The sequence below is a fragment of the Burkholderia sp. Ac-20384 genome, assembly GCF_017104605.1.
Lineage (GTDB): Bacteria > Pseudomonadota > Gammaproteobacteria > Burkholderiales > Burkholderiaceae > Burkholderia > Burkholderia lata.
In genome coordinates this window covers 21136-32922 of sequence record NZ_JAAGPE010000036.1, presented here as the reverse complement: position 1 = coordinate 32922, position 11787 = coordinate 21136, and the positions used below count along the sequence as shown (strand labels likewise).

Genomic DNA, 11787 nt, shown 5'->3' with positions numbered 1-11787 from the left:
GCCGGATCGCTTTCGTATGACTACCGTTGTGAAATGCCCGTCGTGCGGCGCCGCAGTGCGCTGGACACCCGAAAATCAGTTCCGCCCGTTCTGCTCGGCGCGCTGCAAGCAGCTCGACCTCGGCGCATGGGCCGCGGAAAAGTACCGGATCGGTGGATCCTCCGACGAGGGCCCCTCGTCGGAAGAAGACGGCACGGAAGGCCGTCGAGACAGCTGAGCGGCGCGCGGCGCCGCCCGCTGGTGATATGGCCCGCCTTTCCGGTGGGCCATCTTGACGTCAGTTCGACGCGGCTTCCTTCTCGAGCAGTTCGAGCACCGGCAGCGCGGCCGGCAGCAGCGGCGCGACCGCGACCGGCAGCTGTTGCCACACGAACGCCTGCCCTTCCTTGCTGTGCGGCTCGCCCGTCCAGCCCGTCACCTTGCAGAAGTACAGCCGCACGTACGCATGCGGATAATCGTGCTCGAGCGTGTGCCAGCGATGGCTGGCCGTGACTTCGATGCCGAGCTCCTCGTGCAGTTCGCGCGCAAGCGCGTCCTCGACGCTTTCGCCGGCCTCCAGCTTGCCGCCCGGAAATTCCCAGTAGCCCTCATACGGCTTGCCTTGCAGCCGCTGCGCGAGCAGGTAGCTACCGTCCGGCTGCACCATCACGCCGACCGCGACTTCCGTCACCTTGCGGCCATCGGGTGCGCGCACCGCGCCTTGTGCGAGATCCGCGCTCATGCCTGCTCCTTGCGGCCCGACCAGTCACGCGCAAACTGCCACGCGACGCGCCCCGACCGCGAGCCGCGCTCGAGCGCCCATACAAGCGCGTCGCCGCGTGCGGATTCGATCTCCGCATCCGGGCAGCCGAAATGACGCAGCCAGTGCCCGACGATGTCGAGGTAGTCGTCCTGCTTGAACGGATAGAAGCTGACCCAGAGACCGAAGCGCTCCGACAGCGAGATCTTTTCCTCGACGACTTCGCCGGGGTGAATCTCGCCATCCGGGAGATGCTTGTACGTCTCGTTGTCGCTCATGTACTCGGGCAGCAGATGGCGGCGGTTCGACGTCGCATAGATCAGCACGTTGTCCGACTGCGCGGCGATCGAGCCGTCGAGCGCAACCTTCAGCGCCTTGTAGCCCGACTCGCCTTCCTCGAACGACAGGTCGTCACAGAACACGATGAAGCGCTCGGGACGCTGAGAGATCAGGTCGACGATGTCGCCGAGATCGTGCAGGTCGTCCTTGTCGACTTCGATCAGGCGCAGGCCGTCCTGCGCGTACGCGTTCAGGCACGCCTTGATCAGCGACGACTTGCCGGTACCGCGCGCGCCGGTCAGAAGCACGTTGTTGGCCGGCTTCTGCTGCACGAACTGCCGCGTGTTCTGTTCGATCAGCCCTTTCTGGCGATCGATGTTGTGCAGATCGTCGAGCGTGATCGACGAAACGGCCGGCACCGGCTGCAGATAGCCGCGCCCCTGGCACTTGCGCCAGCGGAACGCGTGGGCGGCATTCCAGTCGACCGATGCCGGCGCGGGCGGCAGCATCCCCTCGAGACGGCCGAGCAGTGCTTCGGCGCGCGTCAGAAACTGTTCAAGCTTGTCCATGTCGTTCGGGCACTCCCGATCAGGAGCGGTAATCCGCGTTGATGCTCACGTAGTCGTGCGACAGGTCGCACGTCCAGATGGTCGCCTGCGCGTCGCCGCGGCCGAGCAGCACGCGGATCGTGATTTCGCTTTGCTTCATCACGCGCTGGCCGTCCTCTTCCTGGTAGGCCGGGTTGCGGCCGCCCGCCTTCGCGACGAGCACGTCGTCGAGATAGAGGTCGATCTTGTCGACGTCGAGATCCGCGACGCCCGCATAGCCGATCGCCGCGAGAATCCGGCCGAGGTTGGGGTCGGATGCGTAGAAGGCCGTCTTCACGAGCGGCGAATGGCCGATCGCATAAGCGATCTGGCGGCATTCCGCGACACTCTTGCCGCCTTCGACCTGCACCGTCATGAATTTCGTCGCGCCTTCGCCATCGCGCACGATCAGTTGCGACAGCACCTGCGCGACTTCCGTCACCGCATCGCGCAGCGCCGCATAGGCCGGCGAATCGGTCGACGTGATCGCCGGCAGCGTGCTCTTGCCCGACGCGATCAGGATGAACGAGTCGTTCGTCGACGTATCGCCGTCGATCGTGATGCAGTTGAACGAGCGGTCGGCCACTTCCTTCACGAGTGTGTCGAGCACCGGCTGTGCGACGTTCGCGTCGAATGCGAGGAAGCCGAGCATCGTCGCCATGTTCGGCTTGATCATGCCCGCGCCCTTGCTGATGCCCGTCAGCGTGACCGTGTGGCCGTCGATCGTCACCTGGCGCGACGTGGCCTTCGGCAGCGTGTCCGTCGTCATAATCGCCTGCGCGGCGTCAAACCAGTTCGCGGCCTTGCGGTTCGCGAGCGCAGCCGGCAGCCCGGCCTTCAGGCGATCGATCGGCAGCGGCTCGAGGATCACGCCGGTCGAGAACGGCAGCACCTGCGCCGGCTCGATGCCCGCAAGGCGAGCGAGTTCCGCGCAGGTTTCGCGTGCGTTCACGAGGCCCGGCTCGCCGGTGCCCGCGTTCGCATTGCCCGTATTCACGACGAGCGCGCGAATGCCCGCGCCGCCTGCGCGCACCTTCGCCAGGTGCTCGCGGCAGACGATGACCGGCGCTGCGCAGAAACGGTTTTCGGTGAATACGCCCGCGACCGTCGCGCTTTCGTCGACGGAGATGACCAGCACGTCCTTGCGATTCGGCTTGCGGATGTTCGCTTCCGCCCAGCCGAGCGTGACGCCGGCGACGGGATGCAGTTGGGCGGGATCGATCGACGGAAAATTGACAGCCATGGGGCACACCTGCCGGATGGAAAATGCCGGCATGCGCCGGCATCGATTGGAAGAACCGGCGGCCGCACACGCGGGCCGCCGCAACTCACATTACTCACTCGAAGCTGCGAACGAAGCGGCACGCGTGACGCGCGCCGCCGTCGATCATGACAGCTTCCCGTGACACTGCTTGTACTTCTTGCCGCTGCCGCACGGGCACGGGTCGTTGCGGCCGACCTTCGGCATTTCGCCGCCGGGGCCGCTGTGCGTCATCGCGCTGCCGACCATGTCGGCCGTCGCGGTGGCCGCCGCGGCAACCGCGACGTTCGCCACCGGCGCACCGGCTTCCGCGTAATCGGCGTGCTGGTACTCGACGTTCTCGAGATGACCGCCACGCTCCTCGATCTGCTCGGCGGCTTGCTCGAGCTGTTCCGGCGACTGGATCTGCACGTTCATCACGACGCGCGTGACTTCCTGCTTGATCGCCTCGAGCATCGCGGCGAACAGCTCGAACGCTTCGCGCTTGTATTCCTGCTTCGGATTCTTCTGCGCATAGCCGCGCAGGTGGATGCCCTGGCGCAGGTGGTCGAGCGCAGCGAGGTGCTCGCGCCACAGGCGGTCGACCGTCTGCAGCATCACCGAGCGCTCGAACGCGCTGAACGATTCGCGGCCGACCATCGCGACCTTCGCCTCGTACTGCTCGTCGGCGGCCGTCATCACCGCGTCGAGGATCTCCTCGGCCGTGATCGACGACGACTCGTTCACCATTTCCTGGATCGCGAGGTCGAGCTGCCAGTCGTTGCGCAGCGCTTCCTCGAGCTCGGGCACGTCCCACTGCTCTTCGATGCTGCCTTCCGGCACGAACTGGCGGACGACTTCGGTCACCACGCCATGACGCATCGCGGTGATCGTCTCGGTGATGTCGTGCGCTTCGAGCAGCTCGTTACGCTGCTGGTAGATCACCTTGCGCTGGTCGTTCGACACGTCGTCGTATTCGAGCAGCTGCTTGCGGATGTCGAAGTTGCGCGCTTCGACCTTGCGCTGCGCGGATTCGATCGAGCGCGTGACGATGCCGGCCTCGATCGCCTCGCCTTCCGGCATCTTCAGGCGATCCATGATCGAACGCACGCGGTCGCCCGCGAAGATACGCAGAAGCGGATCGTCGAGCGACAGGTAGAAGCGCGACGAGCCCGGATCGCCCTGACGGCCCGCACGGCCGCGCAGCTGGTTGTCGATCCGGCGCGATTCGTGGCGCTCGGTGCCGATGATGTGCAGGCCGCCCGCGGCCTTTACCTGCTCGTGCAGCGTTTCCCACTCGTCGTGCAGCTGCTGGATGCGGCGCGCCTTTTCGTCGGCGGGAATTGCTTCGTCGGCTTCGATGAACGCGGCCTGCTTCTCGGCATTGCCGCCGAGCACGATGTCGGTACCGCGACCGGCCATGTTGGTCGCGATCGTCACGCGCTTCGGACGGCCGGCTTCCGCGACGATCGCCGCTTCGCGCTCGTGCTGCTTCGCGTTCAGCACCTCGTGCGGCAACCCGGCCTGCTTCAGCAGGTGCGACAGCAGTTCGGAGTTCTCGATCGACGTCGTGCCGACCAGCACCGGCTGGCCACGCTCGTAGCAGTCGCGAATGTCGCGGATCACCGCGTCATAGCGCTCCTTGGCCGTCTTGTAGATCTGGTCCTGCTTGTCGATCCGCTTCGGCGGACGGTTGGTCGGGATCACGACCGTCTCGAGGCCGTAGATCTCGTTGAATTCGTACGCTTCGGTGTCGGCGGTACCGGTCATGCCGGCCAGCTTTGCGTACATCCGGAAGTAGTTCTGGAACGTGATCGACGCGAGCGTCTGGTTCTCGCTCTGGATCTTCACGTGCTCCTTCGCCTCGACCGCCTGGTGCAGGCCGTCCGACCAGCGGCGGCCGGCCATCAGGCGGCCCGTGAATTCGTCGACGATGACCACTTCGCCGTTCTGCACGACGTAGTGCTGATCCTTGTGGAACAGCGTGTGTGCGCGCAGTGCCGCGTACACGTGGTGCATCAGCGTGATGTTCTGCGGCGCGTACAGGCTCTCGCCCTCGCCGATCAGGCCCCATTCGGCGAGCAGGCGCTCGGCCTTTTCGTGGCCCGATTCCGTCAGGAACACCTGGCGTGCCTTCTCGTCGAGCGTGTAGTCGCCCGGCTTCTCGACGCCCGTGCCGTCAGCCTTCTCTTCACCGATCTGGCGCTCGAGCAGCGGCGGCAGTGCGTTCATCCGCACGTACAGCTCGGTGTGATCTTCAGCCTGGCCCGAAATGATCAGCGGCGTGCGTGCCTCGTCGATCAGGATCGAGTCCACTTCGTCGACGACCGCGAAGTTCAGTGCCCGCTGCACGCGCGCGTCGGTCTCGTAGACCATGTTGTCGCGCAGGTAGTCGAAGCCGAATTCGTTGTTCGTGCCGTACGTGATGTCCGCCGCGTAGGCCTGCTGCTTCTGGTCGTGCTCCATGCCGGACAGGTTGATGCCGACCGACAGACCGAGGAAGTTGTAGAGGCGCGCCATCCATTCGGCGTCGCGCTGCGCGAGGTAATCGTTGACGGTCACCACGTGCACGCCGCGGCCTGCCAGCGCGTTCAGGTACACGGGCAGCGTCGCGACGAGCGTCTTGCCCTCGCCGGTGCGCATTTCCGCGATCTTGCCGTAGTGGAGCACCATGCCGCCGATCATCTGCACGTCGAAGTGCCGCATCTTCAGCACGCGACGGCTGGCCTCGCGACACACCGCGAAAGCCTCGGGCAGCAGCTTGTCGAGCGACTCGCCGGCCGCGACCCGCTGGCGGAATTCGTCCGTCTTGCCGCGCAACTGGTCGTCCGTCAGCTTCTCGATCTGCGTTTCGAGCGCATTGATCGTCGTGACGGTCTTTTGGTATTGCTTGACGAGCCGCTGGTTGCGGCTGCCAAAAATTTTCTGGAGAAAACCGGTTGTCATCGGATCGGATCCTGCGTCGCAGCACCGGCGCCCGGCGCGTGTTGCGCGCCCCGACGCCCGAGCCTCGGCGGCTTAGCGAATTAGTGGACTCAAACGAGGAATTTTAGCACGCGGGGAAGCATGCGCCCGTGTCTCGGGCGGACTGGCACTACGCGCCGACGGCCGGGCCAACGGGGCGAAAGCCGCCCGTGCACGGGCCCGCGCGGGTACAATCGGCGTCAATGTCCGCGCGCGTGCGCGCCCGAAGAATGTCTCGATGAACCGATTTTCCAAGCGTTTCGGCCCGCTCGCCCCGTATCGCCCGCAACCCGTGTCCGAAGTGCTCGGCCGCACCGACGCGTTTGCGGCACTGCGCGCCGGCGTCGAGCAGATCGCGTCACTGCAGCGCGATCTTGCCGCGCTCCTGCCCGACTACCTGGCGAACCACGTCGAGCCCGGCTTCGTGAAAGACGGTACCCTGACCCTCTTTGCCGCGCACAACGCATTGGCCGCTCGGCTGCGACAGGTCGAACCACGGTTGCTCGGCGATCTGCAGAAGCGCGGCTGGCCGGTCTCGACGCTGCGCGTGCGCGTGCGCCCGAAGGATGCGCCGGAGCCGCCGCACGTGAAACAGGCGCGCATGACGTCGGTCGGCGCTGCCGCGTTGCGCGACCTGGCCGACCATCTCGAACCGTCGCCGCTGCAGGACGCGCTCGCGCGGATGGCGGCCCGGCATGGTGCGAAGCCGCGCTGACGGTGCGCGCCGCCGGCAGCGCCAGCGCCCGGCCAATAAAAAAAGCAGCCCGAAGGCTGCTTTTTTTATTGCTAGCGCGGAACGCCGGTCAGGCGAAGGCCGTCTGCATGTCGAACGCGAAGCCCTTCGGTGCGGCTTGCGGATCGTCGAACGTGACGATCTCGTACGCATCTTCGTTCGCGAGCAGTTCGCGCAGCAGCGCGTTGTTCAGCCCGTGGCCCGACTTGTACGCCGTGTACGACGCCAGCAGCGGATGGCCGATCACGTACAGGTCTCCGATCGCGTCGAGCATCTTGTGCTTCACGAACTCGTCGTCATAGCGCAGCCCGTCGTTGTTCAGGATGCGGTACTCGTCGAGCACGATTGCGTTTTCCATGCTGCCGCCACGGGCGAGACCCATCTCGCGCAGCATCTCGGCCTCGTGTGCGAAGCCGAACGTGCGTGCACGCGCGATCTCGCGCACGTACGACGTATTCGCGAAATCGACCTCGAGCTCCTGACCGGTCTTGTCGACGGCCGGATGACGGAAATCGATCGAGAACTTCAGCTTGAAACCGAAGTACGGATCGAGACGCGCGAACTTGTCACCGTCGCGGATTTCGACCGTCTTCTTCACCTTGACGAAGCGTTTCGGCGCGTTCTGCTCCTCGATCCCGGCAGACTGGATCAGGAACACGAAGGTCGCCGCGCTGCCGTCCATGATCGGGATTTCCTCGGCCGTCACGTCGACATAGAGGTTGTCGATGCCGAGGCCGGCACACGCCGACATCAGGTGCTCGACGGTCGACACGCGCACGCCATCCTTCTGCAGCACCGACGCGAGCCGCGTATCGCCGATCGACGTCGCCGCGGCGGGAATGTCGACGGGCGTGGGAAGGTCGACGCGCGAGAAGACGATGCCCGTGCCCGGCGCAGCAGGACGGAGCGTCAGCTCGATCTTGCGGCCCGAGTGGACACCGATACCCACGGTCTTCACGATGGACTTGATGGTGCGCTGCTTCAGCATGATGTTCTTCGTCGTGATTGAAGATATCAATCAGGAGTTATATTCGATAGGGGAGATTATAGCGTAATTCCCTATTCAGCGTCGTTTGAAACTGCGTATCAATCTGTTTCGACTGTTTACCCGCGCCGATACGGGACGGGCCGATGCCCGGAACGGAGGCGTTTCCGGTCATCAGCCCGTGTTACAACTGCCCTGAGGCCGGTGAGCAGCGTTGCCGGAAGGCAACGGCGCACCGCACGATCAGGACGTCAACGTCGCGAGAACACTCGCCGCATCGCTCACTTCGAATTTGCCCGGCGCCTCGACGGCCAGCGTCTTGACCACACCGCCGTCAATCACCATCGCGTAGCGCAGGGAACGAATTCCCATGCCACGCGCGGACAAATCCTGCGTCAGCCCCAGCGCATGAGTGAAAGCCGCGCTGCCGTCCGCCATCATGCGCACCTTGCCCGCGGTGTGCAGATCACGTCCCCATGCGCCCATCACGAATGCATCGTTGACGGACACGCACCAGATCTCGTCGATACCCGCCGCGCGCAATTGCTCGGCGTGTTCGACGTAGCCCGGCACATGCTGCGCCGAGCAGGTCGGCGTGAAAGCGCCCGGCAATCCGAAGATCACCACCCGCTTTCCCGCAACCTGGTCGCGCACGCTGTAGGCGTTCGGCCCCAGCGTGCACCCTTCGCGCGCGTCGTCGATGTACTCGAACAATTGCGCGTCGGGCAGCGCGTCGCCCACTTGAATCATGGCTGGTCCCTCATAGCGATACGGTTTTTCAGCGTGTCGCGGACAGCACGGTCCATTCCGCCCCGCTTGAGCGGAGAGGGCACGTTTCCCGGCCCGGCGTCGCAGCCGACGCGGCCTGTCGTGGTCCGTAACATCCGTCACGCCGGCGATACCGCGGCAGATTCGCCGCGGCTTCGCCTGTGTTTGCGTCAGTCAGCCTGCTTGCGCAGGAAAGCCGGGATGTCGTACGTGTCGACACCCTTCTCCTGCAGCGCCTGCACGTGCGATGCCGCGGTTTCGCGCGAATTGCGCCACACCGCCGGCGTATCGAGCGCGCCGTAGTCGGCCGTGCTGACGTGATGCGTCGGTGCGTAGCCGTGCGAAACCGCGCTGACCGGCTGGTTGTCCGTACCCGTGCGCAGCAGCGTCATCGGTGCCGATTGCTGCTTCTTCGCCGCACGGCCCAGACCCGTCGCCACGACCGTCACGCGCAGTGCATCGCCCATCGCGTCGTCGTACACCGCACCGAAGATCACCGTTGCATCTTCCGCCGCGTAGCTCTTGATCGTGTTCATCACTTCGCGCGTTTCCGACAGGCGCAGCGAACGGCTCGACGTGATGTTGACCAGCACGCCGCGCGCGCCCGACAGATCGACGCCTTCGAGCAGCGGGCTCGCCACGGCCTGTTCTGCCGCGAGGCGTGCGCGATCGACGCCGGCAACCGTCGCCGTGCCCATCATCGCCTTGCCCTGCTCGCCCATCACCGTCTTCACGTCTTCGAAGTCGACGTTCACGAGGCCATCGACATTGATGATTTCAGCGATGCCTGCGACCGCGTTGTTCAACACGTCGTCCGCGCACTGGAAGCACTTGTCCATCTCGGCGTCGTCGCCCATCACGTCGAACAGCTTGTCGTTCAGAACGACGATCAGCGAGTCGACGTGATCCTCCAGTTGCTGCGAACCGGCTTCAGCGACGCGCATGCGCTTGCCGCCTTCGAACTCGAACGGCTTGCTGACGACACCCACCGTCAGGATGCCCATCTCCTTCGCGATCTGCGCGACCACCGGTGCCGCGCCCGTGCCGGTGCCACCGCCCATGCCGGCCGTGATGAACACCATGTGCGCGCCGCGCAGTGCGTCGGCGATGCGCTCACGCGCTTCTTCCGCTGCCGCACGACCCATTTCCGGCTTCGCGCCGGCGCCCAGACCCGTGTTGCCGAGCTGGATCACCGACGATGCGCGCGAACGCGACAGCGCCTGCGCATCCGTGTTCATCACGATGAAGTCGACGCCCTGCACGCCGCGGTTGATCATGTGCTGGACGGCATTGCCGCCAGCGCCGCCAACGCCGACCACCTTGATGATGGTGCCGTTGGTTTCGGTTTCCAGCATTTCGAATTCCATTGTTGCCTCCGTCAAGAGAATTACTGCTACTCGGCCGTTATTCGGCAGGAGATCGGGCAACCCCCTGTCGCGCGCCAGCCGCCGGCACCAGCGCGAATTTCGATTCGGTTCGTCAGAAGTTGCTCAGGAACCATTCCTTCATCCGCGAGAACACCTGCCCCGCGTTGCCGGACTGCACGGCGACCTTGCGGCCGCGCATGCGCTGAGCACTGCCTTCGACGAGCAGCCCCATCGCCGTCGAGTAGCGCGGATTGCGCACGACGTCGGAAAGGCCGCCTGCATACTCCGGCGCGCCGATGCGCACCGGTTTCAGGAAAATGTCTTCGCCGAGCTCGACCATGCCGGGCATCATCGACGCCCCGCCGGTAATGACCACGCCGGAGCTCAGCAGTTCTTCGTAACCCGATTCGCGCACGACCTGCTGCACGAGCGAGAACAGTTCCTCGACACGCGGCTCGATCACGGCTGCGAGCGCCTGGCGCGACAGCGTGCGCGGACCGCGTTCGCCGAGGCCGGGCACTTCCACCATTTCGTCCGGATCGGCGAGCGCCTGCTTCGCGATCCCGTAGCCGACCTTGATGTCTTCCGCATCCGGCGTCGGCGTGCGCAGCGCCATCGCGATGTCGCTCGTGATCTGGTCGCCGGCGATCGGAATCACCGCGGTGTGGCGGATCGCGCCTTCGGCGAAGATCGCGATGTCCGTCGTGCCGCCGCCGATGTCGACCAGCACCACGCCGAGATCCTTCTCGTCTTCCGTCAGCACGGCCAGCGACGACGCGAGCGGCTGCAGGATCAGGTCGTTCACTTCGAGCCCGCAGCGGCGCACGCACTTGACGATGTTCTGTGCGGCACTCACCGCGCCCGTCACGATGTGCACCTTCACTTCCAGCCGGATGCCGCTCATGCCGATCGGCTCGCGCACGTCTTCCTGGCCGTCGATGATGAATTCCTGCGTGAGGATGTGCAGCACCTGCTGATCGGTCGGGATGTTGATCGCCTTCGCGGTCTCGATCACGCGCGCGACGTCGGTCTGCGTGACTTCCTTGTCCTTGATCGCGACCATCCCGCTCGAGTTGAAGCTGCGGATGTGGCTGCCCGCGATCCCCGTGAACACGTTGGTGATCTTGCAGTCGGCCATCAGCTCGGCTTCCTCGAGCGCGCGCTGGATCGACTGCACGGTGGCCTCGATATTGACCACCACACCTTTCTTCAGACCCTTCGACTCGCTCTGGCCGAGACCGATCACCTCGTAGTGGCCTTCGCCCTTCAGCTCGGCGACGATGGCCACCACCTTCGACGTGCCGATGTCGAGGGAAACCAGCAGATCCTTGTAGTCTTTGCTCATAAAGTGCTCTTGCGTGTGATCTCTCGTTACTTCTTGCGCTTGTCGGTATCGGTCAGGAACCGCATGCCTGCCGCGCGAATCGCGAATCCGTTCGGATAGCGCAGGTCCGCGTACTCGATGTCGTTGCCCCAGCGCTCCGTGACAGCCGGCCATGCGGCGACCAGGCGCTGGCTCCGGTCATGCAGCGACTCGCTGTTGCGTTCCTTGCCCAGCTCGACCTGCATGCCGTTCGACAGCTTCACCGTCCACGCGTACCGCGCCGACAGCGTCACTTCTTCCGGCGCCGCCTTCAGCGGCGCAAACCATTTCCCGAAGTCGCGATACCGCGTGACGACTTCCTTCGCACTGCCCTCCGGACCGTCGAACGCCGGCAGTTCCTGCTCCAGCTCGCCCTGGTTCGCGGTGAACAGCTCGCCGTCGACACTCACGAGCTGGTCGCTGCCCCAGGTCCCGAGCGGTTTGTACTCCTCGAGCGTGACAGCCAGCGCATTCGGCCACACCCGGCGCACGCTCGCATGGCGCACCCAGGGCATCTGCTCGAACGCGGCGCGCGCTGCATCGAGATCGACCGTGAAGAAATTGCCCTTCAGCCGGCCGACCACGCCCGCGCGCACCGTCGGCGAATTGATGTGCTCGGTGTCGCCGTCGATCCGGATTTCCCGCAGCGCGAACGTCGGGCGCTGGATCAGCCAGTAGCAACCTGCCGCCGCCAACACGAGCAGCAACAGCGCGTACAGCGCGCTGGCGGCAAGGTTGAGTTGGCGAACGTTGTTCCACATA

11 protein-coding genes are annotated in these 11787 nt (G+C 65.1%); 2 read left to right on the top strand and 9 right to left on the bottom strand.

What is annotated here, in order from left to right:
• The first annotated feature begins 16 nt into the window (after positions 1–16).
• The gene (locus G3O00_RS09895) at positions 17–217 is read left to right on the top strand and encodes a DNA gyrase inhibitor YacG (RefSeq protein ID WP_011350851.1); all 201 of its coding nucleotides are present in this window, start codon (positions 17–19) and stop codon (positions 215–217) included.
• A 60-nt stretch (positions 218–277) separates the two neighbouring features.
• Here G3O00_RS09895 and G3O00_RS09890 read toward each other — a convergent pair whose 3' ends face one another.
• The 4 genes from G3O00_RS09890 to secA all read right to left on the bottom strand — a co-directional run bounded on the left by G3O00_RS09890 (position 278) and on the right by secA (position 5791).
• Complete coding sequence (locus G3O00_RS09890; RefSeq protein WP_039353126.1) at positions 278–721, bottom strand: NUDIX domain-containing protein; 444 nt, start codon at positions 719–721, stop codon at positions 278–280.
• Positions 718–1587: an ATP-binding protein gene (locus tag G3O00_RS09885; RefSeq protein ID WP_206142865.1), complete on the bottom strand. Its 870-nt coding sequence runs from the start codon at positions 1585–1587 to the stop codon at positions 718–720. The genes G3O00_RS09890 and G3O00_RS09885 overlap by 4 nt, the downstream gene beginning before the upstream one ends.
• Positions 1588–1606: 19 nt before the next feature.
• Positions 1607–2848, bottom strand: a complete 1242-nt coding sequence (gene argJ, locus G3O00_RS09880; RefSeq protein WP_206142864.1) for a bifunctional glutamate N-acetyltransferase/amino-acid acetyltransferase ArgJ — start codon at positions 2846–2848, stop codon at positions 1607–1609.
• Positions 2849–2992: 144 nt separating this feature from the next.
• On the bottom strand, positions 2993–5791 hold the full coding sequence (gene secA, locus G3O00_RS09875; RefSeq protein WP_011350847.1) for a preprotein translocase subunit SecA: 2799 nt from the start codon (positions 5789–5791) through the stop codon (positions 2993–2995).
• Positions 5792–6047: 256 nt separating this feature from the next.
• Between secA and G3O00_RS09870 the strand changes: the two genes are divergently transcribed.
• Positions 6048–6524, top strand: a complete 477-nt coding sequence (locus G3O00_RS09870; RefSeq protein WP_174934119.1) for a DUF721 domain-containing protein — start codon at positions 6048–6050, stop codon at positions 6522–6524.
• Positions 6525–6612: 88 nt separating this feature from the next.
• Here G3O00_RS09870 and lpxC read toward each other — a convergent pair whose 3' ends face one another.
• From lpxC to G3O00_RS09845, 5 genes are all read right to left on the bottom strand, one after another.
• A complete protein-coding gene (gene lpxC / locus G3O00_RS09865) occupies positions 6613–7530 on the bottom strand; it encodes a UDP-3-O-acyl-N-acetylglucosamine deacetylase (RefSeq protein ID WP_011350845.1) in 918 nt (305 codons plus the stop codon).
• Positions 7531–7770: 240 nt separating this feature from the next.
• Positions 7771–8277, bottom strand: a complete 507-nt coding sequence (locus G3O00_RS09860; protein WP_011350844.1) for a peroxiredoxin — start codon at positions 8275–8277, stop codon at positions 7771–7773.
• Positions 8278–8465: 188 nt separating this feature from the next.
• Positions 8466–9662, bottom strand: a complete 1197-nt coding sequence (gene ftsZ / locus G3O00_RS09855) for a cell division protein FtsZ (protein WP_011350843.1) — start codon at positions 9660–9662, stop codon at positions 8466–8468.
• A 112-nt stretch (positions 9663–9774) separates the two neighbouring features.
• Positions 9775–11007 carry a cell division protein FtsA gene (ftsA, locus tag G3O00_RS09850; RefSeq protein ID WP_006487138.1) on the bottom strand — a complete coding sequence of 411 codons (1233 nt, stop codon included), beginning with the start codon at positions 11005–11007 and terminating at the stop codon, positions 9775–9777.
• A gap of 26 nt (positions 11008–11033) precedes the next feature.
• Positions 11034–11786 (bottom strand): cell division protein FtsQ/DivIB, encoded by a 753-nt coding sequence (locus tag G3O00_RS09845; protein ID WP_011350842.1) that lies wholly within the window; start codon positions 11784–11786, stop codon positions 11034–11036.
• Position 11787: the final 1 nt, after the last annotated feature.